The organism is Streptomyces sp. HmicA12, assembly GCF_000373565.1.
Lineage (GTDB): Bacteria > Actinomycetota > Actinomycetes > Streptomycetales > Streptomycetaceae > Streptomyces.
Genome location: NZ_KB891810.1, coordinates 52,296 through 75,569, shown reverse-complemented (window position 1 = coordinate 75,569; position 23,274 = coordinate 52,296). Strand labels below are relative to the sequence as shown.

At 70.7% G+C, this 23,274-nt stretch carries 22 protein-coding genes; 11 read left to right on the top strand and 11 right to left on the bottom strand.

Annotation, left to right across the window (positions count from 1 at the left end):
* Positions 1-15: 15 nt before the first annotated feature.
* A complete protein-coding gene (locus tag B072_RS0120990; RefSeq protein ID WP_018531942.1) occupies positions 16-1,689 on the bottom strand; it encodes a threonine/serine ThrE exporter family protein in 1,674 nt (557 codons plus the stop codon).
* 131 nt (positions 1,690-1,820) lie between these two features.
* Complete coding sequence (locus tag B072_RS0120985) at positions 1,821-2,312, bottom strand: inorganic diphosphatase (RefSeq protein ID WP_018531941.1); 492 nt, start codon at positions 2,310-2,312, stop codon at positions 1,821-1,823.
* An 86-nt stretch (positions 2,313-2,398) separates the two neighbouring features.
* Between B072_RS0120985 and dacB the strand changes: the two genes are divergently transcribed.
* The 6 genes from dacB to folE all read left to right on the top strand — a co-directional run bounded on the left by dacB (position 2,399) and on the right by folE (position 9,888).
* Positions 2,399-3,880, top strand: coding sequence for a D-alanyl-D-alanine carboxypeptidase/D-alanyl-D-alanine-endopeptidase (gene dacB, locus B072_RS0120980; protein ID WP_018531940.1), 1,482 nt, complete (start codon positions 2,399-2,401; stop codon positions 3,878-3,880).
* A gap of 64 nt (positions 3,881-3,944) precedes the next feature.
* Positions 3,945-5,111, top strand: coding sequence for a zinc-dependent metalloprotease (locus B072_RS0120975; RefSeq protein ID WP_026246100.1), 1,167 nt, complete (start codon positions 3,945-3,947; stop codon positions 5,109-5,111).
* A 229-nt stretch (positions 5,112-5,340) separates the two neighbouring features.
* Entirely contained in the window at positions 5,341-6,348 is a 1,008-nt protein-coding gene (gene tilS / locus B072_RS0120970) for a tRNA lysidine(34) synthetase TilS (RefSeq protein ID WP_026246099.1), read from the top strand.
* A gap of 44 nt (positions 6,349-6,392) precedes the next feature.
* The gene (gene hpt, locus B072_RS0120965; protein ID WP_043244364.1) at positions 6,393-6,953 is read left to right on the top strand and encodes a hypoxanthine phosphoribosyltransferase; all 561 of its coding nucleotides are present in this window, start codon (positions 6,393-6,395) and stop codon (positions 6,951-6,953) included.
* 195 nt (positions 6,954-7,148) lie between these two features.
* On the top strand, positions 7,149-9,164 hold the full coding sequence (gene ftsH / locus B072_RS0120960; protein ID WP_018531936.1) for an ATP-dependent zinc metalloprotease FtsH: 2,016 nt from the start codon (positions 7,149-7,151) through the stop codon (positions 9,162-9,164).
* 118 nt (positions 9,165-9,282) lie between these two features.
* Positions 9,283-9,888: a GTP cyclohydrolase I FolE gene (gene folE / locus B072_RS0120955; protein WP_018531935.1), complete on the top strand. Its 606-nt coding sequence runs from the start codon at positions 9,283-9,285 to the stop codon at positions 9,886-9,888.
* Between the two features lie 30 nt (positions 9,889-9,918).
* Here the strand turns inward: folE and B072_RS0120950 are convergent, their stop codons facing one another.
* The 6 genes from B072_RS0120950 to B072_RS0120925 form a co-directional block, all read right to left on the bottom strand.
* Positions 9,919-10,401, bottom strand: coding sequence for a DUF3180 domain-containing protein (locus tag B072_RS0120950; RefSeq protein WP_018531934.1), 483 nt, complete (start codon positions 10,399-10,401; stop codon positions 9,919-9,921).
* Between the two features lie 84 nt (positions 10,402-10,485).
* On the bottom strand, positions 10,486-11,085 hold the full coding sequence (gene folK, locus B072_RS0120945) for a 2-amino-4-hydroxy-6-hydroxymethyldihydropteridine diphosphokinase (RefSeq protein ID WP_018531933.1): 600 nt from the start codon (positions 11,083-11,085) through the stop codon (positions 10,486-10,488).
* Entirely contained in the window at positions 11,082-11,441 is a 360-nt protein-coding gene (gene folB, locus B072_RS0120940; protein ID WP_018531932.1) for a dihydroneopterin aldolase, read from the bottom strand. The genes folK and folB overlap by 4 nt, the downstream gene beginning before the upstream one ends.
* A gap of 211 nt (positions 11,442-11,652) precedes the next feature.
* Entirely contained in the window at positions 11,653-12,246 is a 594-nt protein-coding gene (locus tag B072_RS0120935; protein WP_018531931.1) for a nuclear transport factor 2 family protein, read from the bottom strand.
* Positions 12,243-13,106, bottom strand: coding sequence for a dihydropteroate synthase (folP, locus tag B072_RS0120930; protein WP_043244363.1), 864 nt, complete (start codon positions 13,104-13,106; stop codon positions 12,243-12,245). The genes B072_RS0120935 and folP overlap by 4 nt, the downstream gene beginning before the upstream one ends.
* Positions 13,107-13,173: 67 nt before the next feature.
* Positions 13,174-15,009 carry a phosphatidylglycerol lysyltransferase domain-containing protein gene (locus B072_RS0120925; protein WP_026246096.1) on the bottom strand — a complete coding sequence of 612 codons (1,836 nt, stop codon included), beginning with the start codon at positions 15,007-15,009 and terminating at the stop codon, positions 13,174-13,176.
* A gap of 264 nt (positions 15,010-15,273) precedes the next feature.
* On the opposite strand from B072_RS0120925, the gene B072_RS0120920 reads away from it, so the two are divergent.
* Complete coding sequence (locus B072_RS0120920; RefSeq protein WP_018531928.1) at positions 15,274-16,413, top strand: alpha/beta hydrolase; 1,140 nt, start codon at positions 15,274-15,276, stop codon at positions 16,411-16,413.
* Between the two features lie 3 nt (positions 16,414-16,416).
* Here B072_RS0120920 and B072_RS0120915 read toward each other — a convergent pair whose 3' ends face one another.
* Entirely contained in the window at positions 16,417-17,571 is a 1,155-nt protein-coding gene (locus tag B072_RS0120915; protein WP_018531927.1) for an ABC transporter ATP-binding protein, read from the bottom strand.
* A 196-nt stretch (positions 17,572-17,767) separates the two neighbouring features.
* Between B072_RS0120915 and B072_RS0120910 the strand changes: the two genes are divergently transcribed.
* From B072_RS0120910 to B072_RS0120895, 4 genes are all read left to right on the top strand, one after another.
* The gene (locus B072_RS0120910; protein ID WP_018531926.1) at positions 17,768-18,529 is read left to right on the top strand and encodes an ABC transporter permease; all 762 of its coding nucleotides are present in this window, start codon (positions 17,768-17,770) and stop codon (positions 18,527-18,529) included.
* Positions 18,526-19,194: an ABC transporter permease gene (locus B072_RS0120905; protein WP_018531925.1), complete on the top strand. Its 669-nt coding sequence runs from the start codon at positions 18,526-18,528 to the stop codon at positions 19,192-19,194. Before B072_RS0120910 ends, B072_RS0120905 begins: the two co-directional genes overlap by 4 nt.
* Before the next feature lie 83 nt (positions 19,195-19,277).
* On the top strand, positions 19,278-20,258 hold the full coding sequence (locus B072_RS0120900; RefSeq protein WP_026246095.1) for an ABC transporter substrate-binding protein: 981 nt from the start codon (positions 19,278-19,280) through the stop codon (positions 20,256-20,258).
* A 138-nt stretch (positions 20,259-20,396) separates the two neighbouring features.
* Complete coding sequence (locus B072_RS0120895; RefSeq protein ID WP_026246094.1) at positions 20,397-21,335, top strand: hypothetical protein; 939 nt, start codon at positions 20,397-20,399, stop codon at positions 21,333-21,335.
* A gap of 54 nt (positions 21,336-21,389) precedes the next feature.
* Here the strand turns inward: B072_RS0120895 and B072_RS0120890 are convergent, their stop codons facing one another.
* The gene (locus B072_RS0120890) at positions 21,390-22,742 is read right to left on the bottom strand and encodes a PH domain-containing protein (RefSeq protein ID WP_018531922.1); all 1,353 of its coding nucleotides are present in this window, start codon (positions 22,740-22,742) and stop codon (positions 21,390-21,392) included.
* Positions 22,739-23,263, bottom strand: coding sequence for a PH domain-containing protein (locus B072_RS0120885; RefSeq protein ID WP_078506508.1), 525 nt, complete (start codon positions 23,261-23,263; stop codon positions 22,739-22,741). The genes B072_RS0120890 and B072_RS0120885 overlap by 4 nt, the downstream gene beginning before the upstream one ends.
* Positions 23,264-23,274: the final 11 nt, after the last annotated feature.

Genomic DNA, 23,274 nt, shown 5'->3' with positions numbered 1-23,274 from the left:
GGGACGCGCCCCGCGCTAGAACCCCCGGGTCCGCTTCGCCGCCCGGCGCCCCTCCGCCCCGGGCGAGCGGATGAACAGCCGGGAGATCTCCCCACCCAGGTTCACCCCGATCGCGATGGCCATGGCGAGCGCGGCGGCCTTGGACAGCGACACCAGGCCGCCGTCGATGTCGTTCTGCGCGATGTCGAGCAGTCCGAAGTACGTCGCGGAACCGGGCAGCAACGGCCCGATCGCGGCGGTCACGTACGGCAGCGCGGACGCGAACCGGTAGCGCGAGAACAGCTGCCCGAACAGGCCGACGAGCCCGGCGGCGGCCGCGGTGGACGCCACCGGCGAGATCCCGCCCGCGTAGTGCATCGCCCCGTACACCACCCAGGCGACGCCGCCGTTCAGGGTCACCATGAGCACGCTGGAGCGTTCCTGCTGGAGCAGGACGGCGAAGGCCAGGGACAGGGCCATCGACGCGGCGATCTGCCACAGCCGCTGGGGCTGCCCGACGACCTGCAGGCTCCCCTCGGGGTTGAGCCGCGCCTGCAGCTGGACGCCGACGTACAGCATGATCAGGACGCCGATGACGATCCCGACGAAGAAGTACATGACTTCGAGGAGCCGCGCCGAGGCCGTGATGTAGAAGCCGGTCAGACCGTCCTGCACGCCCGCCACCAGGGCCCGCCCCGGCAGCAGCGCGAACAGTCCACCGGTGATCACCGCGGAGGCCCGCACGTCGGCGTGCAGCAGCGTGAGGAGAATGCCGATCGCGGCGGGCGGCATCGCGGCCACCGTGAACTGGTAGAACTCCGGCAGCCCGCGCCCCGCGCACAGCCACGCCAGCCGGTCGCCCAGCATCGCGCCGATCGCGGCGGCGACGAACACGATCGCGTTGCCGCCGACGAGGATCGAGGCGGAGCCCGCCAGGAGCCCGCCCGCCGCCGTGAGTGCCCACCCGGGGTACGGGTGCCGGTTACGGCGGATCTCGGCGAGCCGCCGGTAGGACTCCTCCAGGGTGACGGCGGCGGCCTCGTCGTCCTCGTCGCTGATGTCGTCGACGAGGCGGTACACGGCCGCGAGCCGCGTGTAGTCCGTGCCCCGGCGCCGCACGGTGCGCGACGCGGTCACCGGGTCGTCCACGAGCGACGGCTGGTAGCTGATCGACAGCAGCGTGAACGTCACCGTCGGCTCGCACCGGTCGAGCCCGTAGGACCGGCACACGGCGAACATCGCCGCCTCCACGTCCTCGGCGCCCTCACCACCGGCGAGCAGCAGCTCCCCGATACGCAGCGTCAGGTCGAGCACGCGCGGCACGGCGGGCCCGGCCTCGTCCTCCTTCTGCACCTTCTCCGGCGCGGGCCGCTCGGCGACCGGCATCCGCAGCATCGTGCGCATCCGGTCCTGCCACGGCGTCTCCTTGGCCAGCTTGACCACGGGGATGCCGTGCGGCGGCGTGAAGGCGGGCGGCGACTGCTTGACGCTGTAGGTCTTCGGGGGCGTGAACGCCGACCCCTCGGAATCGGAGGGCTCGGGCGCCCGTGCGTTGAACCCCTGGGGGAGGGAGAACTCGGAGGTGGTCGACGAATCCTCCTCCACCACCGGCGGCGCCGACACGACCCCGATGGGCTGTGTGAACGCACTGCGCGCCTCGTCGGACTGCGGTTTGCGGTCCTCGGCGGCCTCGGTCTCCCGCTCCGTCACCTCTGTGGTTCCTCGCCCTTCGCACGACTGTGTACCCGTCTACCTCCCGTACGCCTCAGTATGCGCACGAATACGCGAACGGGCCGCCCGACCCGGAGGTCGAGCGGCCCGTTCACCAGGTCTTCGGCCGCTCAGTGGCCGCCGTTGTCCTGCGCGCGCTTGTAGGAACGCTCGATCTCGGCCTCGGCCTCGACCCGGCCGACCCAGTCGGCGCCCTCGACGGACTTGCCGGGCTCCAGGTCCTTGTAGACCTCGAAGAAGTGCTGGATCTCCAGGCGGTCGAACTCGGAGACGTGGTGGATGTCGCGCAGGTGCTCCATGCGCGGGTCCGTCGCCGGGACGCACAGCAGCTTGTCGTCGCCGCCGGCCTCGTCCGTCATGCGGAACATGCCGATGGCGCGGCACTTGATGAGGCAGCCCGGGAAGGTCGGCTCGTCCAGGATGACCAGCGCGTCCAGCGGGTCGCCGTCCTCGCCGAGGGTGTTCTCGACGAAGCCGTAGTCCGTCGGGTAGGCGGTCGAGGTGAACAGACGACGGTCGAGACGGATGCGACCGGTCTCGTGGTCGACCTCGTACTTGTTCCGCGATCCCTTCGGAATCTCGATCGTGACGTCGAACTCCACCGGTGGCTCCTCCATGATCAACACAAACGTCTGGTGGTTAAGTGTCCCCTACGCAGGTGTGTGATCGCGAAAGGGGCTGGTCCACGGTGCCGGAGCTGAAGGCTTCGCAGCTCGTGACGGGCGTGGCGAAGACCAAGACAAAACAGTTCACGGTGGGCGCGACGGCGGTGGGTGTCGCCTTCGCGGCCCTCGTGGCGGTCGCGACCGGCCCCTGGGACTCCTCGGGTCAGCGTAAGGCCGAGGCGCACCGGGCGGCTTCCCGGGAGGCCGGGGGTGGCGCAGATCACGGCCGTACGCAGGCGGGGGCGCCGTCCGCGGCCCCCAGCGCCCCGGCGGTCCTCGCCGCACCCGGGGCGTCCGCGCCGGGTCCGACGAAGCGCGCCCTGGCCGACGTACTGGACCCGCTCCTCGGGGACGCCTCGCTGGGCTCGCGCCGCACGGCCGCGGTCGTCGACGCCGCCACCGGCAAGCGGCTCTACGGAAAGTCCGCGGGCGACGCTCTGACCCCCGCCTCCACGACGAAGCTGGCCACGGCGGTGGCGGCCCTGTCGGCGGCGGGCCCCGACCACCGCATCGCCACCCGCACCGTCCTGGAGAAGGGCTCCGGTGACTCGGGGGAGCTGATCCTGGTCGGTGGCGGCGACCCGACGCTCACCGCCCGCCCGGACAAGGACAACCCCTACGGCGCGGCCAGCCTGCGCACCCTCGCCGACAAGACCGCGAAGTCCCTGCGGGCGGACGGCATCGGCGAGGTCACCCTCTCGTACGACACCTCGCTGTACGCGGGACCGTCCCTGCACCCCATCGGCGTGAACGACAACCTCGCCCAGGTCACCGCCCTGATGGCCGACGAGGCCCGCACCGACGACTCCAACAAGGGGCCGACGCCGCGCGCGGCCGACCCGGCGGCCTCCGCCGCGCAGAAGTTCGCGGACCTCCTGAAGGACCGCGGCATCAAGACCAAGGGCGACCCGGGACCGAGCAAGGCGTCCGGACAGGCGCAGGACGTCGCGAAGGTCGAGTCCCCGCCGCTCTCCGCCCTGGTCGAGCGCATGCTGACCAACAGCGACAACGACATCGCCGAGGCCCTCGCCCGGCAGACCGCCATCGCCGCCGACGAGAGCCACGACTTCGACGGCGCGGGCAAGGCCATCAAGAAGGAGCTGGGCAAGCTCGGACTGCCGCTGGGCGACGCCCACTTCGCCGACGGCAGCGGCCTGGACCGGACCGACAAGGCCTCGGCCGACCTGCTGACCTCACTGCTCGCGAAGGCCGCAGACCCGGCGGGCCCGAAACTGCGCTCCCTGCTCACCGGCCTGCCCGTCGCGGGCTTCACCGGCACCCTCGCGAACCGCTACGAGGGTGACGCCGACGCCTCGGGCACCGGCCTGGTCCGCGCCAAGACCGGCACCCTCACCGGCGTGAACACCCTGGCAGGCACGGTCGTCGACGCCGACGGGCGGCTCCTGGTGTTCGCGTTCATGACCGAGGGAGCCCCCGGACCCCAGACCGCCCAGGCCGGCCTCGACCGGCTGGCCTCCTCCGTCGCCAACTGCGGCTGCCGCTGAACGTCAGGGGCGGGTCAGGGTTCAACCCCCTCCGCGTGCGCGAAGGGTCACGTACCGTTGACGCATGACGAGCTTCGGCGGTGCGGCTTCGGCAGGAATGGTCGACTGGAACCTCGCGGTGGCGACGGCGACCCGTCTCGTACGACCCGGCCCGGAGGTGAGCCGCGACGAGGCACGCGCCGTCGTCTCGGAGCTGCGCCGGCACGCGAAGGCCTCCGAGGAGCACGTCCGCGCGTACACGCGGATGGCCTCCGACGACATGCAGGACACCCCCGTCCTCGTGGTGGACCGCCCGGGCTGGGTGAAGGCCAACGTCGCGGGCTTCCGCGAGATCCTCAAACCGCTGCTCGACAAGATGCAGGAGCGCCGCGGCCCCGGCGCGGGCGGCGCCGTCCTCGGCGCGGTCGGCGGCAAGGTCACCGGCGTCGAACTCGGCATGCTCCTGTCGTTCCTGTCCTCCCGCGTCCTCGGCCAGTACGAGACCTTCGCCCCCGGCACCAGCGACCTCCCGGCCGCGGCGAACGGCGGCGGGCGACTGCTGCTCGTCGCGCCGAACATCGTGCACGTGGAGCGCGAACTCGACGTCGACCCGCACGACTTCAGGCTCTGGGTCTGCCTGCACGAGGAGACCCACCGCACCCAGTTCACGGCCGTGCCCTGGCTGCGGGACCACCTGGAGGGCGAAATCCAGTCGTTCCTCGGCGAGACCGAGGTCGACCCGTCGACGTTCCTGGAGCGGATCAGGGAAGCCGTGCAGTCCCTTGCAGGCGGACGCCCGGAGGGCGAGGGCGGCGACGACGGCGAGACGGCCGACGGCGGCCGGTCGCTGGTCGAGATGGTCCAGTCGCCCGCCCAGCGCGAGATCCTCGCCCGCCTCACCGCCGTCATGTCGCTGCTCGAAGGGCACGCGGACTACGTGATGGACGGCGTCGGCCCGGCCGTCGTGCCGTCCGTGGGGGAGATCCGCGAGAAGTTCCAGCAGCGCAGGCAGAAGGGCGCCTCGCGGCTCGACATGGCGCTGCGCAAACTCCTCGGCCTCGACGCCAAGCTGCGTCAGTACCGCGACGGCGAGCGCTTCGTGCGGGCCGTCGTCGACCAGGTCGGCATGGACGGCTTCAACCGGGTCTGGACGTCCCCGAACACGCTCCCCACGAAGGCGGAGATCGCCAAACCGGCGGACTGGGTCGCGCGGGTGCACAACAAGACGGACGGCGCCCACGACGCCACGTAAGGCACGCCCAAAATTGCTCAGGATCACCCATCCGAGGGACCGTGGCCGGTGGGTAGGCGTGCAATGCTCAGGGAACGGCTCGTCTCTGTCACCATCGACACACTCTGCGTGACCGAAATCACCGAGTCACCGTTGAGCGACTGAGCCGTGCCGAGTGGCGACTGAGTCGCTCTGTACAGCTCGACAGTTGGCGCCCACCCCCCAGACAACGGAATGAAGGGAACCGGACATGGGTCCCCATCCTGCGGTCGCGGCGATACGCCTCGCGGTCCGCCGCGTCCTCCACGACATCCTCAGCGAACACACTGAATCCCCTGGATCCCCCGCACCACTGGTGCTCGTCGCCTGCTCCGGCGGCGCGGACTCCATGGCGCTCGCCTCCGCCCTCGCCTTCGAAGCCCCGAAACTCGGCATCCGCGCCGGTGGCATCACCGTCGACCACGGTCTGCAGTCCGGGTCCGACACCCGCGCCGAGGACGTCCGGCTGCGCCTGACCGCCCTCGGCCTCGCCCCCGCCGAGTCGATCGCCGTGCGCGTCGGCCGCGACGGAGGCCCCGAAGCCGCCGCCCGCGACGCCCGCTACGCCGCCCTCGACGACGCCGCCGAGCGCCTCGGCGCCGCCGCCGTCCTGCTCGGCCACACCCGCGACGACCAGGCCGAGACTGTGCTGCTCGGGCTCGCCCGAGGCTCCGGGATCCGCTCGCTGTCCGGCATGGCCGCGGTCTCCGGCAGCGGCGGCCGCTACCGCCGCCCCTTCCTGCGGCTCGACCGGCAGACCGCGCGCAAGGCCTGCCTCGTCCAGCACCTCCCGGTCTGGGACGACCCGCACAACACCGACCCCGCCTATACGAGGTCGAGACTGCGCCACGAAGGACTGCCGGCCCTGGAGAAGGCGCTCGGCAAGGGTGTCGTCGAGGCGCTCGCCCGTACGGCCCAGTTGTCCCGCGACGACGCCGACGCGCTGGACGCCTGGGCCGCGCAGGCCGCCGATTCCGTCCGGGACGCCGCCGGACTCCTCGAATGCGCGAAGCTCTACGCGCTGCCGCCCGCCGTGCGCCGCCGCATCCTGCGCAAGGCCGCCATCGAGGCCGGTGCTCCCGCCGGCGCCCTCTTCGCCCGCCACATCGAAGAGGTGGACCGCCTGATCACCGGATGGCGGGGCCAGGGGGAGATCAATCTCCCGGGCAAAGTCGTCGCCCAGCGGCAGGGTGGCAGACTGGTCATCCGGCAAGGCTGACTCGACGGCTCACGTCGCGGCGGCCGGTGGGACGACCGAAAGTGATGCGGGTGGACGCGAAAGACATGGGCACCGACCTCAAGTCGGTGCTCATCACCAAGGAAGAGATCGACGCGAAGCTGGCAGAGCTGGCCGCGAAGGTCGACGCGGAGTACGCGGGCAAGGACCTGCTGATCGTCGGGGTGCTCAAGGGCGCCGTGATGGTCATGGCGGACCTGGCGCGTGCCCTGTCCACCCCCGTCACCATGGACTGGATGGCGGTGTCCTCGTACGGCGCGGGCACCCAGTCCTCCGGCGTGGTGCGGATCCTCAAGGACCTCGACACCGACATCAAGGGCAAGCACGTCCTGATCGTCGAGGACATCATCGACTCCGGTCTGACGTTGTCCTGGCTGCTCACCAACCTCGGCTCGCGCGAGCCGGCCTCCCTCGAGGTCTGCACGCTGCTGCGCAAGCCCGAGGCGGCCAAGGTCGCCATCGACGTCAAGTGGGTCGGCTTCGACATCCCGAACGAGTTCGTGGTCGGGTACGGCCTGGACTACGCGGAGAAGTACCGGAACCTGCCGTTCGTCGGCACGCTCGCGCCGCACGTCTACGGCGGCTGAGCACGCGTCACATCGGCGGGAACCCTCACGGGATTCCCGCCGTTGGAGCATGCGAAGGGCCGATTGACGGTCGTCCCCTGCGGCGTCGGGTGACAATGCTGGGGTACCGTCCGAAGAACAGTTCTTCAAACAGCTTCAAACAGCCTTATCAAACTCACTATGGCAGGAGGGACGGGGCGGTTCCGCTCCGTATGGATGGACGTGAAGCGATACTTCCGTGGGCCGGTCATGTGGATCGTGCTGGCCGTCCTTGCCGTGGTCGTGTTGATGCAGGTCGTCGGTTCGTCCGGCGGCTACAAGACGGTGGACACCGGCCAGGTCATTCAGGCCATCGACAACAACAAGGTGCAGTCGGCCAAGCTGACCACCGGCGATGAGAACACCATCAAGGTCGAACTCAAGGACGGCCAGAAGGTCGAGAGTTCGAGCAAGATCCAGGCGAGCTACATCGGCGACCAGGGCGTCGAGGTGGCCAAGAGCCTGCAGGCCAAGTTCGAGGACAAGCAGATTCCGGACGGTTACACCGTCTCTCCGACGAAGCAGAACGCGTTCGTCAGCATTCTGCTGTCGCTGCTGCCCTTCGTCCTCATCGTCGTTGTCTTCCTGTTCCTGATGAACCAGATGCAGGGCGGCGGCTCCCGAGTCATGCAGTTCGGGAAGTCCAAGGCCAAGCTCATCACCAAGGACACTCCGAAGACGACGTTCGCCGACGTCGCCGGCAGCGACGAGGCCGTCGAGGAACTCCACGAGATCAAGGAGTTCCTCCAGGAGCCGGCCAAGTTCCAGGCCGTCGGCGCCAAGATTCCCAAGGGCGTGCTGCTGTACGGCCCGCCCGGTACCGGTAAGACGCTCCTCGCGCGCGCCGTCGCCGGCGAGGCCGGGGTGCCGTTCTACTCGATCTCCGGTTCCGACTTCGTCGAGATGTTCGTCGGTGTCGGTGCCTCCCGTGTCCGCGACCTCTTCGAGCAGGCCAAGGCGAACGCCCCGGCGATCGTCTTCGTCGACGAGATCGACGCGGTCGGCCGCCATCGCGGCGCCGGCCTCGGTGGCGGACACGACGAGCGCGAGCAGACGCTCAACCAGCTGCTCGTCGAGATGGACGGCTTCGACGTGAAGGGCGGCGTCATCCTGATCGCCGCCACGAACCGGCCCGACATCCTCGACCCGGCGCTGCTGCGTCCCGGCCGCTTCGACCGCCAGATCGCGGTCGACCGTCCGGACATGCAGGGCCGTCTGGAGATCCTCAAGGTTCACCAGAAGGGCAAGCCGGTCGCCCCGGACGTCGACCTGTCGGCCGTCGCCCGCCGCACCCCCGGCTTCACCGGTGCCGATCTGTCCAACGTGCTGAACGAGGCGGCGCTGCTGACCGCCCGATCGGACCGCAAGCTGATCGACAACCTGATGCTGGACGAGGCGATCGACCGTGTGGTCGCGGGCCCGCAGAAGCGGACCCGGATCATGTCGGACAAGGAGAAGAAGATCACCGCGTACCACGAGGGCGGTCACGCCCTGGTCGCGGCGGCGTCTCCGAACTCCGATCCGGTCCACAAGATCACGATCCTCTCCAGAGGCCGTGCGCTGGGCTACACGATGGTGCTGCCGGACGAGGACAAGTACTCGACCACGCGCAACGAGATGCTGGACCAGCTCGCCTACATGCTGGGCGGCCGCGCGGCCGAGGAGCTCGTCTTCCACGACCCGACGACCGGCGCCGCCAACGACATCGAGAAGGCCACCGGTACGGCCCGCGCGATGGTCACGCAGTACGGCATGACCGAGCGTCTCGGCGCGATCAAGTTCGGCGGTGACAACACCGAGCCGTTCCTGGGCCGCGAGATGGGTCACCAGCGCGACTACTCGGAAGAGGTCGCCGCGCTCGTCGACGAAGAGGTCAAGAAGCTCATCGAGACGGCGCACAACGAGGCCTGGGAGATCCTCGTCGAGAACCGCGACGTTCTCGACAACCTGGTCCTCGCGCTGCTCGAGAAGGAGACGCTGAACAAGGAGCAGATCGCCGAGATCTTCGCCCCGATCGTGAAGCGTCCGGCCCGCCCCGCGTGGACCGGCTCCTCCCGCCGCACCCCCTCGACCCGCCCGCCGGTGCTCTCCCCCAAGGAGCTGTCACTGACGAACGGGGCGAACGGAGCGGCGCCCGCCATCGAGACCACCACTCCGGTGGACACGGTGAAGGAAGAGCGCCCCGAGAGCTGACCCGGACCCCGGAGGTCTCCTTCGACCCGGAATGCAGGCCGCGTCCCCCACGCTTTACGGTGTGGGGGACGCGGCTTTTTGCGCTGCCGCGCCGGTTCATACGAGGAAGAGGCACCAGATGACCGACCCGGTGACGCTGGACGGCGAGGGCTCGATCGGCGAGTTCGACGAGAAGCGGGCCGAGAACGCCGTGCGCGAGCTGCTCATCGCGGTCGGTGAGGACCCGGACCGCGAGGGCCTGCGGGAGACTCCGGCGCGGGTCGCCCGCGCGTACAAGGAGATATTCGCGGGACTGTGGCAGAAGCCCGAGGACGTCCTGACGACGACGTTCGACCTGGGGCACGACGAGATGGTCCTGGTGAAGGACATCGAGGTGCAGTCGAGCTGTGAGCACCACCTGGTCCCGTTCGTGGGCGTCGCGCACGTCGGCTACATCCCGTCCTCCGACGGCAAGATCACGGGCCTGTCGAAGCTGGCCCGCCTCGTCGACGTGTTCGCCCGCCGCCCGCAGGTCCAGGAGCGCCTGACGACGCAGATCGCGGACTCCCTGATGGAGATCCTGGAGCCGCGGGGCGTCATCGTGGTCGTGGAGTGCGAGCACATGTGCATGACGATGCGGGGCGTGCGCAAGCCCGGGGCCAAGACGATCACGTCGGCGGTGCGCGGTCAGCTGCGCGACCCGGCCACCCGCAACGAGGCCATGAGCCTGATCATCGGGCGGTGATCCGGGGCGGAGCCCCGAGTACGGGCGCGATCACGCGGCCGTGGTCGTGCCCTCGGTGTCCTCGTCCTCCGGCAGCTTGCAGACCCGCTCCAGGAAGATCGCCGCGGCGATGACGGCGATCCCCGCGAGGACCGAGAAACCGGCGTAGATCGCCTGGTCGCGGCGGGCCGGGATGTCCAGCTCCTCGAGCAGGAAGACGCCCGTGCCGCCGTACATGCCCGCGACCAGCGCCGCGACCAGGGCGCTCGCCTGGCCGAAGACGAGGGCGCGGGCCGCCATCATCGGGTCGACGCCCTTGGCACCGGGGCGGCGCTCGCGCTGGGCGCGCAGCCGGGCGCGGATGGAGAGCGCCGTCGCCAGCAGGACGACGGCGATCACCGCGAGCACGATGGGGGCGGCCAGCGGGACGCTCGGCAGGGTGCCGATCGAGTTCCACAGGCGGGCGCCCGCCCAGGACAGGATTCCGGCGACGACGAAGAGGCCGGCCAGCGTTCTGATGCGCAGTTGCTTCATCGCGGTTGCTTCATCCCCGTCGGTCGCCCACTCGTCTTCTCCGGCCCTGCCGCTCCGGCTTTGCCGCCCGCTAGACCTTAACGACTACTCGGGCAGCCTGAGTTCCAGGTCCACGCGCGGGGCCACGCCCTCGCGGGTCACGGCGGCCAGCAGCTCCGTGACGGCGCCGAGGCCGGGCAGCTGGGCCTCGGGGTCCACGTCGTGCCAGGGCGCGAGCACGAAGGCGCGCTCGTGGGCCCGCGGGTGGGGGAGGATCAGGGCCGGGTCGTCCGAGACCACGTCCGCGTACGCGACGATGTCGACGTCGATGGTGCGCGGGCCCCAGTGCTCCTCCCGTACGCGGTGGAAGGCCTCCTCGACCGCGTGGGCGCGCTCCAGGAGCGAGGCGGGCGGGAGCGTCGTCTTGAGGACCACCACCGCGTTGAAGTACGAGGGCTGGCTGTCGGGCTCGACGCCCCAGGGCTCCGTCTCGTACACGGGCGAGACGGCCTTGACGCGGACGCCGGGGGTGTCCTCCAGGGCGTCGATGGCGCCCTGCAGCGTCTCCAGGCGGTTCCCCAGGTTGGAGCCGAGGGAGAGCACGGCGCGCTTGGGGTTGGAGAGGGTGGTGTCCGCGGCGTCGACCTGTTCCATCACAGAGGTCGGCACCGGCTGGACGGTCGGGTCGAACGGAGTTTTGTTCATACTCGGCTCCGGGTGATGGTGACGGTCACGTCGTCGAAGGGCACGGTGATCGGGGCGTCCGGCTTGTGGACGCAGACCTCGACCTCCTGGACCCCTTCGTGCTTCAGGCACGCCTGGGCGATGCGCTCGGCGAGCGTCTCGATGAGGTCGACGGGCTCGCCTTCGACGACGGCCACGACCTCCTCCGCCACGATGCCGTAGTGCACGGTCTTCGCCAGGTCGTCGTCGGCCGCCGCCGCCCGGGTGTCCAGGCCGAGCACCAGGTCCACGATGAAGGTCTGGCCCTCCTCGCGTTCCTTCGGGAAGACGCCATGGTGCCCGCGGGCCTTGAGGCCGCGCAGCGCGACACGATCCACGCGAATCACTCCTGCAGTCGTCGGTAGGGCCGGTCTCATCGATGTGCGGTCGACTCACCGGCCACCATCGAATCTACCTGCGAGCACTGACAATGCTTGCCCGTGGGGGCTATGGACAGGCGGGCTCGCGGCTGGTAGCCGCCCATACCCAGGTGATCGGGAAAACAACCTCCCGCCCACGATTCCGGCTCTTTCGAGGGCGCCTACCCACTCAGGAGGGTGACCCGCCGTCGTCGGTGTTGTCGATGGTGCCGGTGTCACCCGTGGTGTCGGTGTCGCCCATGTCATCGAGGGCGTCGATGGCGTCAAGGGTGTCGGATTCGTCATCCGACTCGGCGAGCACCGGGGAGGCGTGGTGCGACCACAGCTTCCAGCCGTCGCGTGTGCGCCGGAACACGTTCGTCGCCACGACGCGCTGCCCCACCAGCGGGCCGAGCTCGTCGCCCTCCTCGGGGGCCGGGCCGCCGCTGAGGATGTTCTCCGTGCACGTCACCAGGGCGGTGTCACCGACCACGCTGATGTGCACGTCGGTCAGGAAGAACTGGATGTACTCGGTGTTCGCCATGATCAGGGCGTACGAGCGCAGCACCTCGCCGCGCCCCGTCAGCACCGGCCAGCCGGGGTGGACGCAGCTGATGGAGGTGTCCTCGACGTCGTCCGGGTCCGAGTCCTCGGTGTACGCGGCGTAGCTGACGTCCTCGGGCGCCAGCCACAGCGACGTCAGCTCCTCGAAGTCACCGCGCTCCATGGCTTCGTAGAAGGAGCGGTTGGCCGTGTCGACGGCCTGGGTGTCGGTGCTGCTCACTGTGCTCCTTCGACCGCGCGTGCCACGCGGACGGCGTCGGCGGTGGCCCGCACCTCGTGGACGCGCACGGCCCAGGCACCGGCCTGCGCGGCGAGCGCGGAGACGGCGGCGGTGGCGGCGTCGCGCTCGCGCGCGGGCGGCGGGGCGCCCTGGTCGCCCGCCAGGACGTGACCGAGGAACCGCTTGCGGGAGGCCGCGACCAGGACCGGGTGCCCGAGCGCGCGCAGTTCGTCGAGGTGGGCGAGGAGGGAGAGGTCGTGCCCGGCCTCCTTGGAGAAGCCGAGGCCCGGGTCGACGACGATGCGGTCGGGGGCGATGCCGCCCTCCATGACCGCCTCCACGCGCGCGTGGAGCTCGCCGACGACTTCGGCGACGACGTTCTCGTACGTGCCCCGGACGGTGGCCCCCTCCAGGAAACCGCGCCAGTGCATGACCACGAAGGGCGCGCCCGCGGCCGCGACGACCGGGACCATCGCGGGGTCGGCGAGGCCGCCGCTCACATCGTTGACCAGGGCTCCGCCCGCCGCCAGGGACTGCTCGGCGACGCGGGCGCGCATGGTGTCGACGGACACGGTGACGCCCTCGGCGGCCAGGCCGCGTACGACGGGGATGACGCGCTTGAGCTCCTCGTCCTCGTCGACCCGGGTGGCGCCGGGGCGGGTGGACTCGCCGCCCACGTCCACCAGGTCGGCGCCCTGGGCGACCAGGTCGAGGCCGTGTTTGATCGCCGCGGTCGTGTCGAACCAGCGCCCGCCGTCCGAGAAGGAGTCGGGGGTCACATTGACGACTCCCATGACCGCGCAGCGGTCCCAAGCGGGGAGGTTGGCTACGTGGCCCCGGTGGACCTGCGACGTGCTCATGGTTTCCAGCCTAGAGCCGGTTCGGGGTGCGCTGTGCCGGTGCGGGCGGCCGGGGTGCCGGTTGCCCCTAGGCGGCGCTCACCCCGCGCTCCTGATCCCTGTGCGCGCAGGGCCGCGGCTCGGGCGCCCCGCGGCGCAGCACCCCCGGCATGCGCATGCTCACGAAGCCCTCCGCCCGCAGAGCGGCCCAGCCGATGCGGGGGAGGTCCTTCGAGGAGCGGTAGACCACGAAGCGGGGCTCCCAGTGAGGGCGGAACTTGGCGTTGAACTTGTAGAGCGACTCGATCTGGAACCAGCGGGACAGGAAGACCAGCAGGCCGCGCCAGGCGCGCAGGACCGGGCCCGCGCCGATCTTCTCGCCGCGGGCGAGCGCCGAGCGGAACATGGCGAAATTGAGCGAGACGCGCGTGATGCCGAACTCCGGGGCGGCCCGGAGGGCGGCCACGATCAGGAGTTCGTTCATCCCGGGGTCGGCGGCGCGGTCACGGCGCATCAGGTCGAGCGAGACGCCGGTGTCGCCCCAGGGGACGAAGTGGAGGACCGCTTTGAGGTCACCGTGAGTCTTGTGGGTCTTGTGCTCCTCGTGCTCCTCGTGCTCCTCGTGGTCTTTGAGGGAGCCCGGGTCGTCGTCGCTCTTGTGGGCCGTCGCGATCAGACATGCGCCGTCGGCCTCGTCGCCGATGCGGCCGAGCGCCATGGAGAAGCCGCGTTCGGTGTCGGTGCCGCGCCAGTCGTCGGCGGCGCGGCGGATGCGGTCCAGCTCGGCGGGGGCGAGGTCACGGATGCGCCGGACCCGTGTCTCGTAGCCATTGCGCTCGATTCTCTTGACCATCTGGCGCACGTTGCGCATCGGCCGCCCGGTCAGGGAGAAATCCGCGACGTCCACCACCGCCTCGTCGCCCAGTTCGAGCGCGTCGAGGCCGGTCTCGCGGGTCCACACCTCGCCGCCCGTCTCGGAGCAGCCCATGACGGCCGGGGTCCAGGAGTGGGCCCGCGCCTCGTCCATGAAGCGCTCGATGGCGCCCGGCCACGCCTCCACGTCGCCGATCGGGTCGCCGCCGGCGAGCATCACGCCCGAGACGACGCGGTAGCAGACGGCCGCCTTGCCGCTGGGGGAGAACACCACTCCCTTGTCGCGGCGGAGCGCGAAGTGCCCGAGCGAGTCACGGGCGCCGTGCTTCTCCAGGAGGGCGCGCAGTCTCGTCTCGTCGTCCTCGGTGAGGCGGGCCGCAGGATGCTCGGGCCGGAAGGCGAAGTAGACCGTGGTGAGCGCCGTGATCATGCCGAGGGCGCCGAGCGAGATCGCGACCGTGCTGGAGGTGCGGCCCGCGTAGTCCAGCGGCCCGTCCATGCCGAACAGGCCGTACAGGACGTGCTCCAGACGGTCGGACAGGCTCGGGCTGCCGACCAGGCGGCGCGGGTGGACGCTGACTATGACCAGGCCGATCAGGATCGAACCGGCGCCCATGACCACGAAGTTGGCGAGCGCCCGCCAGCGGCTGCGCGGGTCGGGCAGCGCGTCGAACTGGTTCCGGTGCCGGGCCAGGAGCCACAGCAGGGCCAGCGGGATGACGACGCCCGCGAACGAGTGCCGGTACGCGAACTGCGCGCACGCGCCGAACGGCAGCAGCACGACCGCGGCCCGCCAGGCCCGCCGCTTGCGGCGCCGCAGGCCGTGCGCGAGCAGGAGCAACAGGACGCCGCTGCTGAGCGCGAGGGCGGCGGCGAACGGGCCGAGCGTGCCGGGGAGCACCTCCGCCAGGGTGTGCATGCGGCTGTGCCGGAAGCGGGGGAAGACGCCGGCCGCGACGTCCAGGAAGCCAACCAGGATGCAGGCTCTGGCGATCAGGGTCGGTACGGCCTCCGGGCGCGGGCCGCGCACCATACGCCTCGTACGGCTCATCCGGCTCGGAACCCCTTTCGAGTTCTCCGCATCTATCCTGACGAACATCGCATTCCCGTAGTTCTGCGAGAAACGTGAACGCGGTGCCAAATCCGGCATCCCGCGACTTGCGCCCTCTAGGACGAAGGGAGTGGGAAGCGGGTTCACTCCCGGTCGGAAAAGAGCCCCAAAGGGTGGGCCAAGGGCAGGGAAAGGTCGTCAGGGCCGCGCGGCCGCCGCGCCTTTCGGGCGGCGGCCGGTCAACTCCTAGGCAGGAAGCGTCCGATGGGTCTCACGAGCCAAGAAGTCCTCACGCTCGCTGTGCTGCTCGCCGTGGTGCTGTTCGTCGGCACCGTGCTGCTCTGGCCGCGTCTGGCGCACCGCTCGTGGCGGTCGGTCACGGGGCGCGTGGCGCTGCTCCTCGGAACCCAGCTGGCGGTCTTCGTCGCGGTCGGCCTCGCCCTGAACCAGTCGTTCGGCTTCTACGCGACCTGGGCGGACCTCTTCGGCCAGGAGCAGGGCCAGGGTGTGGTCACCGACCATGACGTGGCCGGGAGCGGCGGGCCGGTACAGGTGGTCGCCACACAGGACCCGGGAGCGAACGGCGGATCACGGCCGGCCGACGGCTTCCGGAGACAGCAGGACGGCCAGATCCAGAAGGTCGACATCGTCGGACGGACGACCCGCATCACCACGCCCGCCTACGTCTATCTGCCGCCGGAGTACTTCCAGCCGCGGTACGCGCACCGCACGTTCCCCGCGTCCGTCGTCCTGACCGGCTATCCCGGTACCGCCGAGTCGCTCGTCAGGGGGCTGCACTACCCGCAGACCGCCCGCCGGCTGGCCGCGGCGGGCCGGATGCGGCCGATGATCCTGGTGATGCTGCGACCCACCGTGGCGCCGCCGCGCGACACCGAGTGCGTGGACGTGCCGGGCGGCCCGCGCGCGGAGACGTTCTTCGCCAGGGACCTGCCCGCCGAGCTGGGCGCGCGCTACCGGACCGCGAAGAAGTGGGGCATCGTCGGCGACTCCACCGGCGGCTACTGCGCCCTGAAGGTGGCCATGCACCACCCCGACGTCTACGGAGCGGGCGCCGGCCTCTCCGCGTACTACAAGGCGCCCCTCGACCCGACGACGGGCGATCTCTTCCACGGGGAGGCCCGGTTGGAGAACCATGCCGACCTGAAGTGGTACCTGAACCACAGGCCGCCGCCCGCGACCTCGCTCCTGGTCACCACGAGCAGGCAGGGCGAACACAACTACCCGGCCACGCTCGACTTCATCAGGAACGTGAAGTCGCCCACGCGCGTGTCGTCGATCGTCCTCGACAGCGGTGGGCACAACTTCAACACGTGGCGGCGGGAGATCCCGGCGACGCTGCAGTGGCTGAGTCAGCGGCTCGACAGCGGGCAGAGCCGGTCGTAGAGGTCACTTGAGGAGCGGCGCGACCGTCTCCAGCTCCACCTGGGTGCGCGGGATGTCCTGCGCGTCCGCGGCCGTGGAGCGGCGCAGCGCCTCGTGCAGCCGGGCCGGGGTGAGCACCCCGAGGAAGCGCCCCTCGCTGTTCTCGTCGATGACCGCGATCCAGCCCGCGTCGTGCTGGAGCATCGTCGCGAAGGCCTGCTTGAGCGAGGCGCCGACCGGCAGCCATGCCTCCATGCGGCGCGCGTGTTCGCGTACCGTGCCGGAGCCCGCGCGCGCGTGTTCGGCGTCGATCCAGCCGTGCAGGTTGTTGTCGTGGTCGAGGACGACGGCCCAGCGCGCGTCGAGCTCCCGGGGCAGCGGGTCGTCGAGGTGGACCACGGGCGGCTGCTCCAGGTCGCCTTCCTCGATCGGCGTCACGGACAGGCGCTTGAGTCCCCGGTCCGCGCCGACGAAGTCGGCCACGTAGGAGTTCGCGGGGGCGCCGAGGACGGCCGACGGGGTGTCGTACTGCTCGACGCGGCCGTGTCCGTAGACGGCGATGCGGTCGCCGAGACGGACGGCCTCCTCGATGTCGTGCGTGACGAACAGGACGGTCTTGTTCAGGGTCTGCTGAAGGCGCAGGAACTCGGTCTGGAGGTGGTCGCGGACCACCGGGTCGACCGCGCCGAACGGCTCGTCCATCAGCAGCACCGGCGGATCGGCGGCCAACGCCCGCGCCACGCCCACCCGCTGGCGCTGCCCGCCGGAGAGCTGCTCGGGGTAGCGGTCGCCGAACGTCTTCGGGTCCAGGCCCACCAGGTCGAGGAGTTCGGCGGCGCGCTCACGGGCCTTGGCGCGCTTGACGCCGAGCAGGTGCGGCACGGTCGCCGTGTTGTCGAGGACGGTCTTGTGCGGGAACAGCCCGACCTGCTGGATGACATAGCCGATACGGCGCCGGAGTTGGACCGGGTCGATACCGGATATGTCGTCCCCGTCGAGAAGTATCCGGCCCGCGGTGGGTTCGATGAGCCGGTTCACCATCTTCATCGTCGTGGTCTTGCCGCAGCCCGACGGGCCGACGAGCGTGACCAGTTCGCCTTCGTTCACCTCGAAGGACAGGTCGTCGACGGCAGTGGTGCCGTCCGCGTACTGCTTGCTGACGTGCTCGAACCGGATCATGGGAACCCATTCTGCCGGGCGCTGCCCGCGTTCGGGATGCCCGAAGACATCAGTTGTGTGAAGGCGGTGTTGCGGGCCGGGGTCGGGTATCGGCCATTGTCAGTGGTGCCCGCTAGGGTCGTCGACAGTCGAAAACGTACGTGCGCGAGTGCGGACGACTGACATACGTTCGGGGAATCGGGGGAGGCGGGGCGGGGTGAGCGAGCAGAACTGCCTGGTGGCCAATGACTGGGTGTGCGGGGAGTATCTGCGCACCCGCAGCCAGGAATTGATCGACGCGACGGTCCAGCACGTGGGGATCACGGTCGCGGCGGTGGCGATAGGCGTCCTGATCTCCTTCCCGCTGGCGCTGCTCGCGCGGCGCAGCAGGGCTTTCGCCGGGCCGGTGCTCGGCGTGACCACCGTTCTCTACTCGATTCCGTCGCTCGCGATGTTCTCGCTGCTGCTGCCCCTGTTCGGGCTCTCGGCCTCGCTGGTGATCACGGGACTCGTCCTCTATTCGCTGACGATCCTCGTGCGCAACATATTGGCGGGGCTGCAGGCCGTTCCCGAGGAGGCCAGAGAGGCCGCGCGCGGGATGGGGTACGGGCAGCTGCGGCTGTTGTGGGAGGTCGAACTGCCGCTGGCGCTGCCCGCGTTGCTGGCCGGTGTGCGCATCGCCACGGTCTCCACGGTGGCGCTGACCACGGTCGGCGCGATCGTCAACTACGGCGGCCTGGGCACGATGATCGTCGACGGCCTGCGCACCCAGTTCAAGGCCCAGGTCCTGGCCGCCTCGGTGCTGTGCGTCGCGCTCGCGATCGTCGCGGACCTGCTGCTGCTCGGCGTGCAGCGGTGGCTGACGCCGTGGACCCGGGCGACGTCCGTACGGGGCGGGCGCGGACCCCGAATACGCGGGAGGGCGACCACGGCCGAGGCCGGGACGCGGGATTCCCAGATGCCGGAGAAGGTCGCATGAACGCGATATCGGGGGCCTGCGACTGGCTGGCCACGAGCGCCAACTGGCAGGGCGAGAAGGGGGTGTGGCACCGCCTGTCCGAGCACCTGTACTTCAGCGGTGTCGCCCTCGGGGTGGCCTGTCTGATCGCGCTGCCGCTGGCCCTGTGGCTCGGGCACATCGGCAAGGGCGGCGCGCTCGCGATCAACATCTCGAACGTGGGGCGGGCCGTGCCCACCCTGGCCGTGCTCGTGCTGCTCACGCTGACCCCGCTCGGCCGCCAGGGAGACCTGCCGACGCTGATCGCCCTCGTGCTGTTCGCGGTGCCGCCGCTGCTGACGAACGCGTACGTGGGCATGCGCGAGGTCGACCGCGCGGTCGTGGAGGCCGCGCGCGGCATGGGGATGAGCGGGCGCCAGGTCTTCGCCCGGGTCGAACTTCCGCTGGCGTACCCGCTGGTGATGACCGGGCTCCGGTCGTCGGCGGTGCAGGTGATCGCGACGGCGACGCTGGCCGCGATGGCCGGAGAGGGCGGGCTCGGGCGGATCATCACCGCCGGCTTCAACCTCCAGGACACGCCCCAGGTGGTCGCGGGAGCCGTCCTGGTGGCCGCGCTGGCGCTGGTCGTGGAGGGCTTGTTCGTGGCGGTGGGCCGGGTGCTCGACCCCATGCGAGGGCGGGCGTGACGCGACCCGCGGTGCGGTGCGAAGGCAGTCGTACCCATGCTCAAGACGGTGCTACCAGTGCTATCAGTGCAACTAGGAGAGCGATGAACAGCAGGACGCACGGCAGGACCCGGCACATGGCCCTGGCGGCTGTGGCGGTGGCAGCACTGACCGCGGGTCTCACCGCGTGCGGTGGCGACAGCCTCGAGGGCGACAAGGGCGACTCGTCCGGCTCGGGCGGCGGCAAGAAGGGCAAGGTCGTCATCGGCGCCGCGGCCTTCACCGAGGCCAAGGTGATGGGTGAGCTGTACCGGCAGATACTGTCCGACGCCGGGTACGACGCGTCGGTCAAGACGGTCGAGAACCGCGAGATCTACGAGCCGCAGCTCGCGAAGGGCGCCATCGACGTGGTGCCCGAATACGCGGCGACGCTCGCCGAATTCCTCAACCTGAAGAAGAACGGTTCCGACGCGAAGGCCGTCGCCTCCAGCGATGTCGACGCGACGATCACCGCGCTGCGGAAGCTGGCCGAGCCGGAAGGGCTGAAGGTTCTGGACGCGGGTGAGGCAGTCGACCAGAACGCGTTCGCGGTGAGCGAGTCCTACGCGAAGAAGCACAATCTGAAGACGCTTTCCGATCTCGGCAAGTCCGGCCAGAAGGTCAAGATCGCGGCCGGTGACGAATGCGAGACGCGGCCCTTCTGCGCCCCGGGCCTGAAGAAGACGTACGGGATCGACGTCACGGGCATCGACCCCAAGGGCGTCGGCACCACCCAGTCCAAGCAGGCCGTGAAGAACGAGCAGGACCAGCTGGTTCTGACGACCACGACCGATGCGACGCTGAAGAACTTCGGCCTCGTTCTCCTGGAGGACGACAAGAAGCTGCAGAATGCGGACAACATCGTTCCGGTGGTGAACGCGAAGGACGCCGGCGACAAGGAGATAGCCGATGTCCTGGGGAAGCTGACCAAGACGCTCACCACCGACGACCTCGTCGAGTTGAACCGGAAGGTCGACGCCGAGCGGCAGAAGGAAGCCGATGTCGCCAAGGAGTACCTGGAGTCCAAGGGCCTCATTGGTAAATGATCTTGAGTGGGGACCGGTAAGCGCGAGACGCGGAAGTCGGCCGTTTCTGGCGTGAGTTCGGTGGTTTCTGCGTCACCTGTGCCCGGATTTTGCCGGGCGGGGCTTCGCGATTCGCCTACGCGCGGTAAGTTTCTGGCCATGCCACGTGGACGCCACCGCCATTCCCCACCCTTGCACCGCCTGCTGCCCCCTTCGGTGATCGCCGGTGCGCCTCTCGTGTGCGCGGGCGGCGCCTGGCTGTCCGGGGATCCGCTCGTGCTGCGCGGCGTCACCGCCGCCGCGGCCGCCGCGGCCGTCATCGGCGCCGTCGTGATGCGCCGCTGGGACCGGCAGGCGGGCAAGCAGGTCGCCGAGCTGACCCGGGGCGCCGCGAGCGAGCGCTGGCGGCACGAGGAGGCCGTGGCGGAGCTGGAGGGCGACCTCGACGAGTCGCGCGAGCTGCGCGGCCGGCTCGAGGTCAAACTGCGCTCCAAGCGAGCCGAGTTGGCGGCGCTGCGCAACGAGCACGCGGCGCTGCTGCGGAGGTACGCCACCGCGGAGACCGAGCGCGCCAGCGCCCTCGAAGGTCGGCGCCGGCTCGCGATAGAGGCGGCCGCCCCCGCCAAGGCACTGCCGCCGGCGCGGTCCGCCGAGCCGCGGGGCCCGGTCACGGCCGCCGCTGCGGTCACCCCGTCGCTGTACCTGCGGGCGAACGCGGCGCTCGACCGGCTGGCCCGGGCCGGGAGCCCCGCCGTGGAGGAGGCCGATTCTCGGGGGAAGTCCGAGGCGGCGTCCGGCCACGTGACCGTGCCGGCCGTCGCGACCGTGATGCCGGCTGCGCCGGCGCGCAAGGCTCTCGTGGGGGGCTTCGACTTCTTCGGCACGAGCGGTTCCGCCGTGCAGCCGGACGAGGACCTGGCCGATGTCGTCGGGGAAGAGGCGCTCGCCGAGCAGCAGAAGGAACGGGAACAGGCGCAGGCGCAGGCGCAGGCGCAGGCGCAGGAACAAGAGCAGGAGAAGGAAGTCATCGATCTGACGGCTCATGACGAGACCGAGCAGATCGACGTGGGGGAGTTGCGGTCGGCCATGCGGGCCTGAGGTTCGTCGTGGCAAGGGCGCTCTACTCGTCGTAGGGCGCCCTCTTTCGTGCCCTCACGGCGCTTCGCTCATCCAGCGATCGGGGCGTGCCCCCTTGCGGCCGGTCCGGGACCGGTCCGCCTGTGCCCTCAGCAGTTCCGTCGCCTCGTGAGCGTCCCTCAGACGGGCCGTCACCGTCTTGTTGGCGCCGGTGTCCAGGCGCAGGTCGGCGACGCGCCAGTAGCGCTCCCAGGGGCCCTGGGTGAGGCGCACGCTCTGCACCTTGGCGTGCGGGACGAGCGAGATCCGGCGCTGCAGCAGTCCGTGCCGCGCCGCGAACACGCTCTCCGTGACGGACACCCCGTACGACCGCCACCACACCGGTACGCACCAGCGGCCGCGCCGCGGCGCGGCCGTGAAGTCGGCCGGCTTGGGCACCGCGACGCCCGGCAGGATCCGCGCGATGACGTCCTCGGCCTGCTCGCGCGGGGCGACGGGGACCAGGACGGAGTTGGCCGAGCCCGCCACGTGCAGCTCGACCCGGACCCAGCCGCGCCGCCGCCACAGCAGCGGTTCCACGACGCGCACGATCTGCACGCGGCCCGGCGGCACCGTCTCGTGCACCCGGTCGAGCAGCCCGTGGTCGATGCGCAGCCCGTCCGGGGACTCGCCGACCGTCCAGTCGTACTCCTTGATGAACCGGCCCGCGCCGTTGGTGAACGCCCCGCCGAACAGCGGCACGCCGACCGCGATCACTGTCCACAGGTTGTGGGTGGCGAACCACAGGAAGGTCGGCACGACGACCGCCGCGAGCAGCATCGCCCACGGCGCGCCCGTCAGGAGCAGCGCCACCGCGAGCGTGCGCGGCGGCGTGCGCAGGATCCGCTGCGCCGGTGCCTCGCCGACCTCGTGGGCCGATTCCGGGGCGAACCCGGCGGCGCGGGCGAGCAGTTCGGCCCGTAGGTCGCGTGCTTCCTTCTCTCCCAGATAGGCGAGTTCGTCCTTCTTGTCGGTGCCTACGACGTCGAGTTTCAGCTTGGCCACGCCGACGAAGCGGGCGAGGAGCGGCTGCGTGACATCGACGGCCTGGAGGCGGTCGAGCCGGATGTGCGCGGTGCGGCGGAACAACAGGCCGCTCCGGATGCGCAGTTCGGTGTCCGTCACCGCGAAGTGGGTGAACCACCAGGTGAGGAAGCCGTACAGGGCGGCCGCGGGGACGAGCACGCCCAGGCCGATCGTCAGGGTGGTGGCCGTGAGCCGGGCGAGCTGGCGCTGCGCCTGGTCCATGTCGTGGACGGCCCAGCCGAGCAGGACCGCGATCGGCGCCCAGGCGCGGCGCAGCGGCGTGACGGGGTGCAGGCGCCGCTCTCGCACGCTCCTGGCCGTCTCCTCGCCCCGTACGCCCTCGGGGGCGCGGGAGGCCGTCACAGGCCCGCCGATCGGGCCTCGCCGAGCTCGGTGAGGCGGTCGCGCAGCCGCTCCGCCTCGGCCGGGACGAGGCCGGGGATCGTCGCGTCGGTGGCGGCGGCCGCCGTGTGCAGCTGAAGGCTGGCCAGGCCGAACTTCCGCTCCAGCGGGCCCGAGGTCACCTCGACCAGCTGCATCCGTCCGTACGGCACGATCGTTTCCTCACGCCACAGCACCCCGCGGCTGATCAGCAGGTCGTCGGCGCGCTCGGCGTACCGCCACGAGCGCCAGTTGCGGCCGAGCATCGTCCAGCCCCACGCCAGCACCGCGAGCGGCACCAGCGCGAACGCCGCCCACGGCGGGCCCGCGAAGACCGCGAGAAGCACGGCGACCGCGACCGTCAGCGGCACCAGCCACAGCGCCAGCAGCAGTCGGCGCAGCTTCAGCAGGTCGAACGGCAGTCCGGTCCAGGTCGGTTCGTCCTCGGCGTGCGTGTCCGCGTCGCCCGTGATCCCCATCGGCCCCGTCGCCCCTGTCTCCATGAACTCACCCT

What these genes read in the sequence shown, in the direction of transcription:
- B072_RS0120975 (WP_026246100.1), top strand. Translation starts at nt 3,945, where the DNA reads ATGACGAGCTTCGGCGGTGCGGCTTCGGCAGGAATGGTCGACTGGAAC.
- tilS (WP_026246099.1), top strand. Translation starts at nt 5,341, where the DNA reads ATGGGTCCCCATCCTGCGGTCGCGGCGATACGCCTCGCGGTCCGCCGC.
- hpt (WP_043244364.1), top strand. Translation starts at nt 6,393, where the DNA reads ATGCGGGTGGACGCGAAAGACATGGGCACCGACCTCAAGTCGGTGCTC.
- ftsH (WP_018531936.1), top strand. Translation starts at nt 7,149, where the DNA reads ATGGACGTGAAGCGATACTTCCGTGGGCCGGTCATGTGGATCGTGCTG.
- folE (WP_018531935.1), top strand. Translation starts at nt 9,283, where the DNA reads ATGACCGACCCGGTGACGCTGGACGGCGAGGGCTCGATCGGCGAGTTC.
- B072_RS0120950 (WP_018531934.1), bottom strand. Translation starts at nt 10,401, where the DNA reads ATGAAGCAACTGCGCATCAGAACGCTGGCCGGCCTCTTCGTCGTCGCC.
- folK (WP_018531933.1), bottom strand. Translation starts at nt 11,085, where the DNA reads ATGAACAAAACTCCGTTCGACCCGACCGTCCAGCCGGTGCCGACCTCT.
- folP (WP_043244363.1), bottom strand. Translation starts at nt 13,106, where the DNA reads ATGAGCACGTCGCAGGTCCACCGGGGCCACGTAGCCAACCTCCCCGCT.
- B072_RS0120925 (WP_026246096.1), bottom strand. Translation starts at nt 15,009, where the DNA reads ATGAGCCGTACGAGGCGTATGGTGCGCGGCCCGCGCCCGGAGGCCGTA.
- B072_RS0120920 (WP_018531928.1), top strand. Translation starts at nt 15,274, where the DNA reads ATGGGTCTCACGAGCCAAGAAGTCCTCACGCTCGCTGTGCTGCTCGCC.
- B072_RS0120915 (WP_018531927.1), bottom strand. Translation starts at nt 17,571, where the DNA reads ATGATCCGGTTCGAGCACGTCAGCAAGCAGTACGCGGACGGCACCACT.
- B072_RS0120905 (WP_018531925.1), top strand. Translation starts at nt 18,526, where the DNA reads ATGAACGCGATATCGGGGGCCTGCGACTGGCTGGCCACGAGCGCCAAC.
- B072_RS0120900 (WP_026246095.1), top strand. Translation starts at nt 19,278, where the DNA reads ATGAACAGCAGGACGCACGGCAGGACCCGGCACATGGCCCTGGCGGCT.
- B072_RS0120895 (WP_026246094.1), top strand. Translation starts at nt 20,397, where the DNA reads ATGCCACGTGGACGCCACCGCCATTCCCCACCCTTGCACCGCCTGCTG.
- B072_RS0120885 (WP_078506508.1), bottom strand. Translation starts at nt 23,263, where the DNA reads ATGGAGACAGGGGCGACGGGGCCGATGGGGATCACGGGCGACGCGGAC.